Origin of the sequence: Streptomyces sp. Pv4-95 (genome assembly GCF_045782725.1) — a bacterium.
Lineage (GTDB): Bacteria > Actinomycetota > Actinomycetes > Streptomycetales > Streptomycetaceae > Streptomyces.
Window position 1 is genome coordinate 3,813,774 of record NZ_CP127172.1, and the last position, 14,725, is coordinate 3,828,498.

The window sequence follows — 14,725 nt, forward strand, 5'->3', positions numbered from 1 at the left end:
GACGGAACACTGTCCGCCTTGCCCGCCCTTGTCCTGCACCGCTGCCGCCGACGAGGCCGACGGCGTCGGCCCGACTCGGCTCAGTCCTCGGTGGCCGCCGTCTTCTTCGCCGCCGCCGTCTTGGCCGTGGCCTTCTTGGCGGTCGTCTTCTTCGCCGTGGTCTTCTTCGCCGCGGTCTTCTTGGCGGTCGTCTTCTTGGCCGTGGTCTTCTTCGCCGCGGTCTTCTTCGCCGGCGCCTTCTTGGCGGTCTTCTTCGCCGGCCCCTTGGCCCGCTTCTCCGCCAGCAGTTCGTAGCCGCGCTCGGCGGTGATCGTCTCGACGTCGTCGTCCCGCCGCAGCGTGGCATTGGTCTCGCCGTCGGTGACGTACGCGCCGAAGCGGCCGTCCTTGACCACCACCGGCTTCTCGCTGACCGGGTCGGTGCCCAGCTCCTTGAGCGGCGGCTTGGCGGCGGCCCGCCCGCGCTGCTTGGGCTGCGCGTAGATCGCCAGCGCCTCGTCGACGGTGATCGAGAAGAGCTGCTCCTCGTTCTCCAGGGAGCGCGAGTCGGTGCCCTTCTTGAGGTACGGGCCGTAGCGACCGTTCTGCGCGGTGATCTCCACGCCCTCGGCGTCCTTGCCCACGACCCGCGGCAGCGACATCAGCTTGAGCGCGTCGGCCAGGGTGACGGTGTCCAGGGACATCGACTTGAAGAGCGAGGCGGTACGCGGCTTGACCGCGTTCTTCCCGGTCTTCGGGGTGCCCTCGGGCAGGATCTCGGTGACGTAGGGGCCGTAGCGGCCGTCCTTCGCCACGATCTGGTGGCCGCTCTCCGGGTCCATGCCCAGCTCGAAGTCGCCGCTCGGCTTCGCCAGCAGCTCCTCCGCGTACTCCGCGGTCAGCTCGTCCGGCGCGAGGTCGTCGGGGACGTCGGCGCGCTGATGGCCTTCGGCGTCCTTCTCCCCGCGCTCGACGTACGGGCCGTAGCGGCCGACGCGCAGCTTGATGTCGTCGCTGACGGGGAAGGAGGAGATCTCCCGGGCGTCGATCGCCCCGAGGTCCGTGACCAGCTCCTTCAGACCGCCGAGGTGGTCGCCGTCGCCGTTGCCCGCGTCGGCGGCACCGGCCGCGACGGTGTCACCCTCGCCGCCCGCGCCGAAGTAGAAGCGCCGCAGCCACGGCACGGACTGCGCCTCGCCCCGCGCGATGCGGTCGAGGTCGTCCTCCATCTTGGCGGTGAAGTCGTAGTCGACGAGCCGGCCGAAGTGCTTCTCCAGCAGGTTGACCACGGCGAACGACAGGAACGACGGGACGAGCGCGGTGCCCTTCTTGAAGACATAGCCGCGGTCGAGGATCGTGCCGATGATCGACGCGTACGTCGACGGGCGGCCGATCTCGCGCTCTTCCAGCTCCTTGACGAGCGTGGCCTCGGTGTATCGGGCCGGGGGCTTGGTGGCGTGCCCGTCGGCGGTGATCTCCTGCGCGGAGAGCGCGTCGCCCTCGGCGACCTGCGGCAGCCGCCGCTCGCGGTCGTCCAGCTCGGCGTTCGGGTCGTCGGCGCCTTCCACGTAGGCCTTCATGAAGCCGTGGAAGGTGATGGTCTTGCCGGACGCGCTGAACTCGGCGTCCCGTCCGTCGGCGGCCCGGCCACCGATCTTGACGGTGACGGAGTTACCGGTCGCGTCCTTCATCTGGGAGGCGACGGTCCGCTTCCAGATCAGCTCGTACAGCCGGAACTGGTCGCCGCTCAGACCGGTCTCGGCCGGGGTGCGGAAGCGGTCGCCCGAGGGGCGGATCGCCTCGTGCGCCTCCTGCGCGTTCTTCACCTTGCCGGCGTAGGTACGCGGCTTGTCCGGCAGGTAGTCGCTGCCGTAGAGCTGCGTGACCTGCGCCCGCGCCGCGGCGACCGCGGTGTCCGAGAGCGTGGTGGAGTCCGTACGCATATAGGTGATGAAGCCGTTCTCGTACAGCTTCTGCGCCACCTGCATCGTGGACTTCGCGCCGAAGCCCAGCTTGCGGCTGGCCTCCTGCTGGAGCGTCGTCGTACGGAACGGTGCGTACGGCGAGCGGCGGTAGGGCTTGGACTCGACCGAGCGCACCGCGAAGTCGGTGTTCTCCAGGGCGGCGGCGAGCGCGCGGGCGTTCGCCTCGTCCAGATGGAGCACGTCGTTCTTGAGCTGTCCGTTGGAGCCGAAGTCGCGACCCTGCGCGATACGGCGGCCGTCGACGGTGGTCAGCCGGGCGTTGAGGGTGGAGGGGTCGGTGGTGTCGCCCGCCCGGCCCGTCGCGAAGGTGCCGGTGAGGTCCCAGTACTCGGCGGAGCGGAAGGCGATGCGCTCGCGCTCCCGCTCGACCACGAGGCGGGTCGCCACGGACTGCACCCGGCCGGCCGACAGCCGGGGCATGACCTTCTTCCACAGGACCGGCGAAACCTCGTAGCCGTAGAGACGGTCGAGGATGCGGCGGGTCTCCTGGGCGTCGACCAGCTTCTGGTTCAGCTCGCGCGGATTCTCGACGGCCTCGCGGATCGCGTCCTTGGTGATCTCGTGGAAGACCATCCGGTGGACCGGGACCTTGGGCTTGAGGATCTCCTGGAGGTGCCAGGCGATGGCCTCGCCCTCGCGGTCCTCATCTGTGGCGAGGAAGAGTTCGTCGGACTCGGCCAGCAGCTCCTTGAGCTTCTTGACCTGGTCCTTCTTGTCACTGTTGACGACGTAGATCGGCTGGAACTCGGCATCGACGTTCACACCGAGGCGGGCCCACGGCTCACCCTTGTACTTCGCCGGGACCTCTGCCGCGCCGTTGGGGAGGTCGCGGATGTGCCCGACGCTGGCCTCGACCACGTAGCCCGGGCCGAGATAGCCCTTGATCGTCTTCGCCTTGGCAGGCGACTCGACGATGACGAGTCGGCGGCGGCCGCCGCTTGCGGTCTCGCTGGTCGGGGACAACTTCGCTCTTCTCTCCGGTCGACGCTTGTGGGACCCCCCGGGCCGGACGCCCGGGGCGCACTGCGGTGACGCTTGACGCTGCGGAGTGTGACGGTACCTCCCGCCCCCGTGTCAAACGGAAAAACCCCGCAACGCCACTCGAACGGTAACCCGACTACATGCCTTCATGCCGCCCGGACCGCGCTGAGCGCTCGGCGCGGGCCCTCGGCGATCTTCCGCCGCCGGACCGGCGATCGCCCGTCCGCCCGCGCGCGCCCCCTCGCCCGGCCTGTCGGTGATCTCTCACAGTGACGGTGCCCACCCCGGCGCGCCGCCGGCACGGGGGTCACCGCGGAGCCACCGACTGTCACAAGGCTGCCCCGGATCCTGCCGATGCCTTGGTACGGCCCGGAAGGCGGCTGGCAGGATGGTCGCGGCACGGCTCATCTCTGGAGCCGAGGACTGCCGTCATCACGCACTCTCGGGGGTCAGATCACACATGGCGAACCAGTACCCCGGCCCGCCGCAGGAACAGCCCGACCAGAACCCGTACACCAAGCCGCCGGGTCAGCCCGCCGACGCCGGTTACGGCTACCCGCAGGGCGGCGTTCCCGGAGAGCCCGGATACGGCTACCCGCAGGCCGCCCCGCAGCCCCAGCCCGGCTACGGCTACCCCGGCGGCGCGGCGCAGCAGCCGCCCGCGCCCGACTTCGCGCCGAACGCCGGGGCGCAGCCGGGCATGGGGGGCTTCCCGGGTCAGCAGCCCGCAGGGGCCGCCACGGGTATGTCGCTCTCGCTCGGCGACATCGCCGTGACGGGCGACACGATCATGACGCCGGCCGGTCCGATGCCGCTCAGGGGCGCCATCTGGACGGCCACCGACATGTCGCGGACCGAGGAGAAGATCCCGGCGCACGCGGTCGTGCTCGCCATCGTCTTCTTCCTCTTCTGTCTGCTCGGTCTGCTCTTCCTTCTGATGAAGGAGCGCGTCACGACCGGCTTCGTGCAGGTGACGGTGAACAGCGGTGGCCGCCACCACTCGACGATGATCCCCGTGCAGTCGCGTGAGCAGGTCATGTTCGTGCTCAATCAGGTCAACTACGCCAGGTCGTTGAGCGTGTGAGCACCGGCGAGCCCACCAGCCCCGGAAGCCCCGAGGACCGCGGCGAGCCCGGGCCGCCCGGCGCCTCCCTGGGCCCGGTGGGGCCCATCGAGCCGGTGGGCCCCACCGCCTGGTCGATCCGGACGCGCACCATCCGCAACGCGTCGGTCGCCCTCGGCGTCGGCGCGCTGGGTGCCGTCTACCTCTGGCACACCAATCCGCACCAACCCGGGCAGTTGCTGCTCCCCTGCCCGTTCAAATGGGCCACCGGCCTGCTCTGCCCGGCGTGCGGCGGCACCCGGATGGCCTACGACCTGATGCACGGCGATGTCCTGGCGGCCTTCCACGACAACGCCGTGCTGCTCGTCCTCGGTGTGCCGGCCGCCGGCTACCTCCTGGCGCGGTGGCTCGGCGCCGGGCTCCGCGGGATGCGGTTCCGGCCACGGCTGACCGCCCGCGGCAACGCCGTCGTGCTGGGCGTCGCCGCGGTGTGGATGGTCACCCGCAACCTCGTCGGCTGACGTCCGGGAGCCGCGGACCCCGGACGGTCGTCAGCGGACGGTGACCGCGACCGCCGGTGAGACGGCATTGCCGCCGGCGATACGCAGCTGGTTGACGCCCTTGAGCCCGAGCTTCACCCGCACCGCGTACCCGCCGGTGGCGTTGACCGGGGTCTGCGCGGGCAGGGCGACCCACTTGGTGCCCTGCTTCTGCTGCACCGTGACCTTCGTGCCGGCGGCGATGCCCTTGGCGATGCCGGAGATCCGGAACTCCTGCCAGGCGTTGACCGTGGTCGCGCTCGCCTTGGCCGTCAGCGATGCGGCGGCGGGCGCGGTGGCGGCGATCGGCTTCGGCGAGTGGAGGTCGGCGGGTGCGGCGAAGGCGGCGGCCGACCCGCCCGCGAGCAGGGAGACGGCGATCGCGCCGACGGCGACGTAGCGCAGTGCACGGTTCATGCGGAGATCCTCACTGATGGACATGATGTGACCTTCAGTGAGAAACACGGCTGATGCCACACGAAGGTTCCGTCCTACCCTCGCGCGCAGGCCACTCGGGTGAGAACTGGCCGGAAGTGAACCGCCGCGCCCGCGCCTTGCGGGCGCGACGCCCAGCCGTCACCCGGCCGCTACAGCGACAGCAGCAGCCAGCAGCCCGTGGCCGTGAACAGTGCCCCGAAGAGCACCGCGACCACGGCGCCCACCGGCCGGCTGACGCCGTCGGCGACCGGTGAGCCGATGCGTGCGCTGACGCCCGTCCACACCAGCAGTGCCGTGCCGAACAGGGCGAAGGCCGCGCCGGCGAAGACCTCGGGTCCACTCTCCATGCGGGCAGCGTGGCACCCCGGGACGGCGGCCGGGCGAACGCCGGGTGAACGACCCCCGTACGGCCCTCAGCCCGCCTGGTCCACCGGATCCAGGAATCCCTGCTCGACGAGCATCCGGATCGCCTCCGGCGTGCGGTCCCGCAGGAGAACCGGATCCTCGCCGACGAGTTGGGCGATGGCGTCCAGGATGCGGCCGGCCGGCAGCGAGCCGTCACACACACCGGCGAACCCCGCGCCGACGGTGTCCACCTTGGTGGCCCGCCGCATACCGCGGTTCTGACGCAGCACCACATGCTCGGGGTCCTCCGCCCCGGGCAGCCCGACCTGCTCCTGGACCACTTCGCCGGCCAGCCGGAAGTGCCCGGCCAGCAGCGCCGCGTCATCCGTCGACCGCAGATAGTCCTGGCGGTCGAAGTGCCCCACGACGCGGTCCCCCAGCGGCTGTTCGACCGGATGCGGCCATTCCTCGACCGTGACGGACGGGGTGTCCGAGCCGGACTTGCGCAGCGTGATCCAGCCGAAGCCGACCGCCTTGGTCTTGCGCGCCTCGAATTCGTCGAGCCAGGCGCCGTACCGCGCGGCGTAGGCGTCGTCGGCGGCGCGGTGGTCGCCGCCGTCCCGCAGCCAGAGCTCGGCGTACTGGGTGACGTCCTGCACCTCGCGCTGCACGATCCACGCGTCGCATCCGCTCGGCACCCACGACCGCAGCCGGTCGCGCCAGTCCTCGCCCTCCACGTGCTGCCAGTTGGCCAGCAGCTGGCAGTATCCGCCGTCGTTCAGATACGCCGCGGACTGCTGGACCAGGGTGCGGCAGAGGTCGTCGCCGCCCATCCCGCCGTCCCGGTAGGTCAGGCGGGCGCCCGGCGAGATGACGAAGGGCGGGTTGGACACGATCAGGTCGTACGTCTCGCCGTCGACCGGCTCGAACAGCGAGCCCTCCCGCAGGTCGGCCGGCTGCGCCCCGGAGAGCGCCAGCGTCAGCGCGGCGATGCGCAGGGCACGGGGGTTGAGGTCGGTGGCCGTGACACTCGTGGCGTGCTGAGCGGCGTGCAGCGCCTGGATACCGGAGCCCGTGCCGAGGTCGAGCGCCTTGCCCACGGGCTTGCGCACCGTGATGCCCGCGAGGGTCGTCGACGCGCCGCCCACCCCGAGCACCAGCTGCGAGCGGTCCACTCCGCCGGCGCCCTGGATGCCGCCGGCGCCGCCGACCGCGCAGCCGAGGTCGGAGACGATCCACCAGTCCTGGCCCTCGGGACCGCTGTAGGGGCGGACGTCCACGGCGGCGCGCACCTCGTCGCCGTCCTGCACCAGCCATCCGTCGGCGAGGCAGTCGTCCACGGGCAGCGCGGCCCGTGCGCGCCGCAGCTCCACCGGACGCTGCAACAGAAACAGCCGCACCAGGGTCTCCAGCGGCCCGTCGCCGCCCGTCCTGCGCAGCGCGGGGACGGTCTCACTGCGGGCCAGCGCGGCATAGGCGGGCGCGCCGAGCAGGTCGAGCAGACCGTCGGCGGTGAAGGCGGCGGCCAGCAGTGCCTCGCGCAGCCGGTCGGTGCGGGCGCTGCTCTCGGGGTCCTGGGCATCTGCGGTGGGGAGGTGCGTACTCACACCCCCATTGTCAGCCCTACCGCTGACAATCCGCGACGGCCCGGCGCCACGGCCCTCTCGGGCGTGGCGGCCGGGCCGTGCGTCAGCTGGTGGCTGCCCCTTCCGCTACGACTTCTTGGACGGCGAGGCGGACGGGTTGCCGGTGGCCGCCTGGCTCTGGCAGCCCTCCTGATTGGCCATCGCCTTGCCGACGTCGCCGGATTCGAGGTTCTTGAAGGCTTCCTCGCTCTGCTGGTTGAGCTTGTTGATGCCGTTGGAGAGGCTCCGCAGGCCGTCCGCGAACTTGAGCTTGTCCGAGGTGTTCAGGGCATCGACCTGCTTCTTGAGGTCCGCGTATCCCTTGGAGAGAGAGTTGAGTTCGTTGACCGCGTTCTTCTGGGCCTGTTCGCCGCCGTCGCTGGGCGGGGGTCCCGCCTTTTCGAGGGACTTGGCCAGCGAGGCGTAGGCATCGGAGATCTTCTGGAAGGCCGCCGAGTCCGTCTGCTGGACCTTCTTGGAGTCCGTGTTGCCGTCATCGGCCGTCTGCATGGCGGCGTTGGCGTCCTGGATCTGCTTGAACTGGGCCTGCGCAGGGTCGCAGAACGACTTGGCCCAGTCGTCGAGCTTCTTGTTGCTGTCGTCGCTGCAGCCGGTCAGCGCGAGCACCAGTGCCGCACCGCCGGACAGTGCAGCCACAAGCTTCTTGTTCACCGGATTGGTCCCTTCCATGGCTCTCGGCCCCGGAACATACACGCCGAAAGGGCCTGGGCCATGGGTCGGGCAGCCCGCCCGCCCCTCATTGCAGCCATTTGCACCAAGGAGTACAGGGCCACCCGAGCACGACGAGGGCGGGTGACCGGCGCCCGCAAAATGCGCCGTCCACCCGCCCGTTGAGCGGTTCGTGAGCGTTCCTGGGCTAGGACGCCACGGCCGTCTCCGCCGACTTGGCCGCCTTGTCGGAGGCCGCGGAGTTGCCTTCGTCACCCACGGCGATTCCACGCCGCTTGGAGACGTACACCGCCCCGACGATGACTCCGATCGCGAGCAGCGAGACCACGATCCGCACGCCGACGTTCTTGTCCTCGCCGTAGCTGAACTTGACGACCGCGGGGGCGATCAGCAGCGCCACCAGGTTCATCACCTTCAGCAGCGGGTTGATCGCGGGGCCCGCGGTGTCCTTGAACGGGTCGCCCACCGTGTCGCCGATGACCGTCGCGGCGTGCGCCTCGCTGCCCTTGCCACCGTGGTGGCCGTCCTCGACCAGCTTCTTGGCGTTGTCCCACGCGCCACCGGAGTTGGCGAGGAAGACCGCCATCAGGGTGCCGGTGCCGATCGCGCCGGCGAGGAACGAGCCGAGCGCCCCGACACCGAGCGAGAAGCCGACCGCGATCGGTGTGAGCACCGCGAGCAGCCCCGGGGTCGCGAGCTCGCGCAGCGCGTCCTTGGTGCAGATGTCGACGACGCGGCCGTACTCCGGCTGCTCGGAGTAGTCCATGATCCCGGGGTGCTCCCGGAACTGCCGGCGGACCTCGAAGACCACCGCGCCCGCGGACCGCGACACCGCGTTGATCGCCAGCCCCGAGAAGAGGAAGACGACCGAGGCACCGAGGACCAGTCCGACGAGGTTGTTGGGCTGCGAGATGTCCAGGCTCAGACCCAGCCCGGTCGCGGCGTCGCCCACTTCCTGCACGGCCGTGGCGATCGCGTCCCGGTAGGAGCCGAACAGCGCGGCAGCCGCCAGCACCGCCGTGGCGATGGCGATGCCCTTGGTGATGGCCTTGGTGGTGTTGCCGACCGCGTCGAGGTCGGTGAGGACCTGGGCGCCGTCGCCGGTGACATCGCCGGACATCTCGGCGATGCCCTGGGCGTTGTCGGAGACCGGACCGAAGGTGTCCATCGCCACGATCACGCCGACGGTGGTGAGCAGACCGGTGCCGGCCAGTGCCACCGCGAACAGCGCGAGCATGATGGACGTGCCGCCGAGCAGGAACGCCCCGTAGACGCCGAGGGCGATCAGCACACCGGAGTAGACCGCCGACTCCAGACCGATCGAGATTCCGGAGAGGACGACGGTGGCCGGGCCGGTCAGCGAGGTCTTCCCGATGTCCTGCACGGGCCGCCGGGTGGTCTCGGTGAAGTACCCGGTCAGCTGCTGGATCAGCGCGGCGAGCACGATGCCGATGGCGACCGCCACCACGGCGAGGACCCGCGGATCCCCGCTGTGGTCCAGGATCGCCGTGTCGGTGACGCCGGACAGGTCCGCGTACCGGGACGGCAGGTAGACGTACACCGCGATGGCCACCAGGACCAGCGAGATGCCCGCCGAGATGAAGAAGCCGCGGTTGATGGCGGTCATTCCGCTGCGGTCGGAGCGCCGGGGCGCCACGACGAAGATGCCGACCATCGCGGTGAGCACGCCGATCGCCGGGACCAGCAGCGGGAACGCCAGACCGGCGTCGCCGAAGGCCGCGGTGCCCAGAATGAGCGCGGCGACCAGCGTCACGGCGTACGACTCGAAGAGGTCGGCGGCCATACCGGCGCAGTCGCCGACGTTGTCGCCCACGTTGTCCGCGATGGTCGCGGCGTTGCGCGGGTCGTCCTCGGGGATGCCCTGCTCGACCTTGCCGACGAGGTCGGCGCCGACATCCGCGGCCTTGGTGAAGATGCCGCCGCCGACCCTCATGAACATCGCGATCAGCGCGGCGCCGAGACCGAAGCCCTCCAGCACCTTGGGCGCGTCAACGGCGTAAACGAGCACCACACAGGAGGCGCCCAGCAGGCCGAGCCCCACCGTGAACATGCCGACGACGCCGCCGGTACGAAATGCGATCTTCATCGCCGTGTGCGAGACGGCGGTGAGATCCCTTTTCTGGGTATCGCCCTCGGCCGGCGTGGCTTCCCGGGCAGCCGCCGCCACACGCACATTGCTGCGCACGGCGAGCCACATGCCGATATAGCCGGTGGCCGCGGAGAATGCGGCGCCGATCAAGAAAAAGACACTGCGACCCGCGCGCTGCGCCCAATCGTCCGCGGGCAGCAGCATGAGCAGGAAGAACACCACGACGGCGAATACGCCGAGAGTCCGCAACTGCCGTGCCAGGTAGGCGTTCGCGCCTTCCTGCACCGCCGCCGCGATCTTCTTCATACTGTCGGTTCCCTCGCCGTACGCGAGGACTTGACGCACCAGCACCGCCGCGACGGCCAGTGCCGCCAGGGCGACGACGGCGATCACCACGACCAGCGTGCGGTTGCCCGACGTCAGCGACGGTTCGGCCAGAAGAGAGGGGGTGTCCAGCAACTGAGGGGTATAAGGCCCCGCCATTCGTCCTCCTTGACGTTTGGCACATGGGCGCGCGGAAGCACGCTCAGGCGTCCTGAGCAAGATGTGGACGGATTGTAGGGAGCCGCACGAGATCAAAACAGTACGCGTCAAAGGGAATTCGGCCGCAGCCGGGAAGATCAAAAGGATGACGCCCGCAGAATTCGCCCGGACGACGGAAAGCGGCAAATTCGCTGACCACGGGCCGATGATCTCGATGTCCTACTGATCGTCGCTGCTCAAAGCCGTCGCAGGGGGAACCGCGCCCTCCGGTGCCCGGCGCGGCGCCCCGGGGAACCGGTCCGGTCCACTACCGCCGAACGGGTGACGGGCTCGTCGAGCGCGGCTCCCGGACGATGCTGAGCAAACGTCAGATCGAGTCCTGATCGGAACACACGTCCTCCCCGGGAGCGCCGATGTCGGGGGCAGGCGCCTGGTCCGGGAGGCGTGGCAGGGGGACACGGACTGCATGCGGTCCGAGCCGGATGGCTCACGGGTGCGCGCGACGCGGCACGGTGGTCGCAGGGCGATGAGAACCGGGTGAGGCGGCGGGTGAGCCCTGGGGTGTGCCGGCGGGGCGCTGCGAGGCGCGCTGAGGCGGCCGGCGAGCCTGCGGGGCGCCATTACCTGCGGGGCGGCCTACGAGGTGGAGTCGTACGTGCGGGGGCCACCTGCCGAGGCTTACGGCGGTCCATGGCCCCGTGGTCGCGGGCCGAGACGGGAGGTTGCCGCTGGGCGTCTCGTGGGAACGGTGGAGCTTCCCTGGGAGGCGCGCCTCGCGGAGGCGGGTCGCGGGGCAGCAGCCAGTCAGGGGAGCCGCCCTCGCGGAGGGGCGGTGTAACCGGGGGGCAGGGCTCGCGGGTAGGGCGGCCCAACCGGGGGAGCAGTGCTCGGGCGCTAGGGCAGTACCGGTGCCGCCGCGGTGGGCCAGCTCATCCGGATCACTCCGCCGCTTTCACCGGAGGTCACCTCGACATCGTCGACCAGGCCGCTGATGACCGCGAGGCCCATCTCGTCCTCGCCTTCGGCATCGCTCTCGCCGGCGCCGTCGTAGTCGGCGCCGTCCCCGCCCGCTCCGGCCGCGCCGGAACCGCCGGGCACGCCGTCGCCCACCTCGATCGAGAACTTCTTCTCGTCCTCGATCAACAGAACCCACACGGGATCGCCGATGTCGTTGCTGGAGTGCAGCCCCACAGCCCGGCTGCACGCCTCACCGACGGCGAGGCGCACCTCGTCGAGCACGGCCTCGTCGACACCGGCACGCCTCGCCACGGCAGCCGCGACCAGCCGAGCGGTCCGGACGTGCTCGGGAAGGGCGCTGAAGCGTAGTTCGACGGTGGCCATGCCATCCCCCTCGATATGCGGGCGTGCAACGCAGGGGGCCGGACCGCTACGTCCGGAACCCCCCACTACTTCCATCCCCGCGCCGAGCGGCGCGGGGTACCGCGAAGTCGTCAGTCAGTGGCTGCGACGGCTTCGTCGACCGAGGTGTGAATCGGGAACACCTTGGTCAGACCGGTAATACGGAAGATCTTGAGAATGCGCTCCTGGTTGCAGACCAGGCGCAGCGAGCCCTCATGGGCACGCACACGCTTCAGCCCACCGACCAGTACGCCGAGCCCAGTGGAGTCGAGGAAGTCGACACGTTCCATGTCCACCACGAGGTGGTAGCTTCCGTCGTTCACAAGCTCGACCAGCTGCTCACGCAGCTTGGGCGCGGTGTATACATCAATCTCGCCACCGACCTCGACGACCGTACGGTCGCCAACGGTCCGGGTCGACAGGGACAGGTCCACGGATCCTCCAGCACCTTGCTATCGAGCGGTCGCCCCCCTGGGGCCTCCCCACCATGGTGGGGGCGGATCGGCAGCCGCGATGGCATTCAATCACTTACCAGCAGGCGCGCACGACGCCTTGTGAGCATTGTCCGTCACTCCGGTGACACACTCGGTGCCGATGGCCTCCAATCAACGCCCGCCGGACGCGGGCACGAGACCCACCCCGGGCATGATTCTCGACCGTCTCGCCCGGGGAGCGACCCGCGCTGAACGCATCACTCATACGGAGCACTTGCCCCCGAGGATCGGCAGCCATGCCGACTGGCCCGAACAGATCCGGCCGGAAGTGATCGCCGCCATTCATTCGGCCGGAATCGAGCGTCCCTGGGCTCACCAGGCACGGACATCCGAACACGCGCTGCGCGGCGAGTCGGTCGTCGTCGCCACCGGCACCGCCTCGGGCAAGTCCCTGGCCTATCTCGCGCCGGTCCTCTCGACGCTCCTGGACGGCTCCGAGGCGCCGAACGGGCGCGGCGCGACAGCCCTGTACCTCGCCCCCACCAAGGCGCTGGCCGCCGACCAGAGGCGCGCCGTCCGGGAGATCGCGGCTCCGCTCGGCTCGGCCATCCGGCCCGCGGTCTACGACGGCGACACCCCCGTCGAGGAACGCGAATGGGTCCGCCAGTACGGCAACTACGTGCTGACCAACCCCGACATGCTGCACCGCGGCATCCTTCCGGCCCACCATCGCTGGTCGTCCTTCCTGCGGGCGCTGCGCTACGTCGTCATCGACGAATGCCATTCCTACCGGGGCGTCTTCGGCTCCCACGTCGCGCAGATCATCCGCCGGCTTCGCCGCATCTGCGCCCGCTACGGCTCCGACCCGGTCTTCCTGCTCGCCTCCGCCACCGCAGCGAAACCGGCCGAGGCCGCCACCCGGCTCACCGGTCTGCCCGTGGTGGAGATCACGGAAGACACGTCGCCACGCGGCGAGCTGGTATTCGCACTCTGGGAGCCTCCGCTGACCGAGCTGCACGGCGAACAGGGCGCGCCCGTCCGCCGCACCGCCACCGCGGAGACCGCGGACCTGCTCACCGACCTCGCCGTCCAGGGCGTGCGCACCGTCGCCTTCGTACGCTCCCGGCGCGGTGCGGAACTGATCGCCCTGATCGCGCAGGAACGGCTCCGGGAGGTGGACCGTTCGCTGCCGGCCCGGGTCGCCGCCTACCGCGGCGGCTATCTGCCCGAGGAGCGGCGCGCCCTCGAACGCGCGCTGCACAACGGCGATCTCCTCGGCCTGGCCGCCACCACGGCGCTCGAACTGGGCGTGGACGTCTCCGGCCTCGACGCCGTGGTCATCGCCGGCTATCCCGGAACCCGCGCCTCGCTGTGGCAGCAGGCCGGACGCGCGGGCCGCTCCGGCCAGGGGGCTCTCGCCATCCTGGTGGCCCGTGACGATCCGCTGGACACCTTTCTCGTTCACCACCCCGAGGCGCTCTTCGACCAGCCCGTCGAGTCCACCGTCCTGGACCCGGACAACCCCTACGTGCTCGCGCCGCACCTGTGCGCCGCCGCAGCGGAAATCCCGCTCACCGAAGCCGACTTCCCGCTCTTCGGGCCCGCGGCCGCCGGGCTGATGCCGCAGCTGGAGGCAGCGAGCCTGCTGCGCCGCCGCGCCACGGCCTGGCACTGGACCCGCCGCGAGCGGGCCGCCGACCTCGCCGACATCCGCGGCCAGGGCGGCTCGCCGGTGCAGATCGTCGAGGCCGGCACGGGGCGGCTGCTGGGCACCGTGGACGCCGGCGCGGCGCACACCACCGTCCACGACGGCGCCGTCCACCTCCACCAGGGCCGTACGTACGTCGTCAAGCAGCTCGACCTGGAGGACGACGTCGCCCTCGTCGAGGAAGCCAATCCCCCCTATTCGACGACCGCCCGCGACACCACCGCCATCTCCATCCTCGAAACCGACACCGAGATCCCCTGGGGCGACGCCCGGCTGTGCTTCGGCTCCGTCGAGGTCACCAATCAGGTCGTCTCCTTCCTTCGCCGCAAGCTGATCACCGGCGAGGTCCTGGGCGAGACCAAGCTGGACCTGCCCCCGCGGACGCTGCGCACCCGGGCGGTGTGGTGGACGGTCACCGAGGACCAACTCGACGCCGCCCGGGTCAATCCCGAGCAACTGGGCGGCGCCCTGCATGCCGCCGAGCACGCTTCCATCGGCATGCTGCCGCTCTTCGCCACCTGTGATCGCTGGGACATCGGCGGCGTCTCCATCCCCCTGCACCCGGACACTCTCCTTCCGACCGTCTTCGTCTACGACGGCCACCCGGGCGGCGCCGGCTTCGCCGAACGCGCCTTCCACACCGCCGCCGACTGGCTGACGGCCACCCGCCAGGCCATCGCCTCCTGCGAATGCGACGCCGGCTGCCCCTCCTGCATCCAGTCCCCCAAGTGCGGCAACGGCAACGACCCCCTCCACAAGCGAGGAGCGATCCGCCTCCTCGGCGAACTCCTCCGAGGAGCTCCGGCGGAGACGCCGAAGGAGCGGGACGAGGAGAAGGAGCCGAACGGGGCGACGGAGGCTGGGGATGCGGGGGCGGTGGAAGCGCCTGAGGAGCCGCAGGCGTAGGGGCGCTCTGGATGCGGCTGCTGGACGGGTCGGGGTGTAGCGGCCCGGCGGATGCGTTGGGCGGGCTGTGGCCGGTGGTG

The 14,725-nt window shown here is 70.6% G+C and carries 11 protein-coding genes; 3 read left to right on the forward strand and 8 right to left on the reverse strand.

The window, feature by feature from the left end; translation table 11 throughout:
• Nucleotides 1-80: 80 nt before the first annotated feature.
• Nucleotides 81-2,927 (reverse strand): type I DNA topoisomerase, encoded by a 2,847-nt coding sequence (gene topA / locus QOM21_RS16745; protein WP_407550970.1) that lies wholly within the window; start codon nucleotides 2,925-2,927, stop codon nucleotides 81-83.
• A 478-nt stretch (nucleotides 2,928-3,405) separates the two neighbouring features.
• Between topA and QOM21_RS16750 the strand changes: the two genes are divergently transcribed.
• Together QOM21_RS16750 and QOM21_RS16755 are read left to right on the forward strand one after the other, a co-directional pair.
• Nucleotides 3,406-4,029, forward strand: coding sequence for a hypothetical protein (locus tag QOM21_RS16750; RefSeq protein WP_407550972.1), 624 nt, complete (start codon nucleotides 3,406-3,408; stop codon nucleotides 4,027-4,029).
• A gap of 116 nt (nucleotides 4,030-4,145) precedes the next feature.
• Nucleotides 4,146-4,529 carry a DUF2752 domain-containing protein gene (locus tag QOM21_RS16755; RefSeq protein ID WP_407555702.1) on the forward strand — a complete coding sequence of 128 codons (384 nt, stop codon included), beginning with the start codon at nucleotides 4,146-4,148 and terminating at the stop codon, nucleotides 4,527-4,529.
• 30 nt (nucleotides 4,530-4,559) lie between these two features.
• Here QOM21_RS16755 and QOM21_RS16760 read toward each other — a convergent pair whose 3' ends face one another.
• The 7 genes from QOM21_RS16760 to bldG form a co-directional block, all read right to left on the reverse strand.
• Nucleotides 4,560-4,964, reverse strand: coding sequence for a hypothetical protein (locus QOM21_RS16760; protein ID WP_407550974.1), 405 nt, complete (start codon nucleotides 4,962-4,964; stop codon nucleotides 4,560-4,562).
• Between the two features lie 170 nt (nucleotides 4,965-5,134).
• Nucleotides 5,135-5,332, reverse strand: a complete 198-nt coding sequence (locus QOM21_RS16765) for a hypothetical protein (RefSeq protein WP_407550975.1) — start codon at nucleotides 5,330-5,332, stop codon at nucleotides 5,135-5,137.
• A 66-nt stretch (nucleotides 5,333-5,398) separates the two neighbouring features.
• The gene (locus tag QOM21_RS16770) at nucleotides 5,399-6,937 is read right to left on the reverse strand and encodes a methyltransferase (protein ID WP_407550977.1); all 1,539 of its coding nucleotides are present in this window, start codon (nucleotides 6,935-6,937) and stop codon (nucleotides 5,399-5,401) included.
• A 105-nt stretch (nucleotides 6,938-7,042) separates the two neighbouring features.
• Nucleotides 7,043-7,627, reverse strand: coding sequence for a small secreted protein (locus tag QOM21_RS16775; RefSeq protein WP_393896529.1), 585 nt, complete (start codon nucleotides 7,625-7,627; stop codon nucleotides 7,043-7,045).
• 205 nt (nucleotides 7,628-7,832) lie between these two features.
• Nucleotides 7,833-10,238: a sodium-translocating pyrophosphatase gene (locus tag QOM21_RS16780; RefSeq protein ID WP_407550979.1), complete on the reverse strand. Its 2,406-nt coding sequence runs from the start codon at nucleotides 10,236-10,238 to the stop codon at nucleotides 7,833-7,835.
• Between the two features lie 894 nt (nucleotides 10,239-11,132).
• Nucleotides 11,133-11,579 (reverse strand): ATP-binding protein, encoded by a 447-nt coding sequence (locus QOM21_RS16785; protein ID WP_407550981.1) that lies wholly within the window; start codon nucleotides 11,577-11,579, stop codon nucleotides 11,133-11,135.
• A 110-nt stretch (nucleotides 11,580-11,689) separates the two neighbouring features.
• Nucleotides 11,690-12,031 (reverse strand): anti-sigma factor antagonist BldG, encoded by a 342-nt coding sequence (gene bldG / locus QOM21_RS16790; protein WP_004571875.1) that lies wholly within the window; start codon nucleotides 12,029-12,031, stop codon nucleotides 11,690-11,692.
• Between the two features lie 160 nt (nucleotides 12,032-12,191).
• Between bldG and QOM21_RS16795 the strand changes: the two genes are divergently transcribed.
• Entirely contained in the window at nucleotides 12,192-14,645 is a 2,454-nt protein-coding gene (locus QOM21_RS16795) for a DEAD/DEAH box helicase (RefSeq protein WP_407550983.1), read from the forward strand.
• Nucleotides 14,646-14,725: the final 80 nt, after the last annotated feature.

Excerpts from the sequence above, each read along its gene's own strand:
- QOM21_RS16795 (WP_407550983.1), top strand. The coding sequence starts at position 12,192 with ATGGCCTCCAATCAACGCCCGCCGGACGCGGGCACGAGACCCACCCCG.
- QOM21_RS16780 (WP_407550979.1), bottom strand. The coding sequence starts at position 10,238 with ATGGCGGGGCCTTATACCCCTCAGTTGCTGGACACCCCCTCTCTTCTG.
- QOM21_RS16750 (WP_407550972.1), top strand. The coding sequence starts at position 3,406 with ATGGCGAACCAGTACCCCGGCCCGCCGCAGGAACAGCCCGACCAGAAC.
- QOM21_RS16760 (WP_407550974.1), bottom strand. The coding sequence starts at position 4,964 with ATGAACCGTGCACTGCGCTACGTCGCCGTCGGCGCGATCGCCGTCTCC.
- QOM21_RS16765 (WP_407550975.1), bottom strand. The coding sequence starts at position 5,332 with ATGGAGAGTGGACCCGAGGTCTTCGCCGGCGCGGCCTTCGCCCTGTTC.
- QOM21_RS16785 (WP_407550981.1), bottom strand. The coding sequence starts at position 11,579 with ATGGCCACCGTCGAACTACGCTTCAGCGCCCTTCCCGAGCACGTCCGG.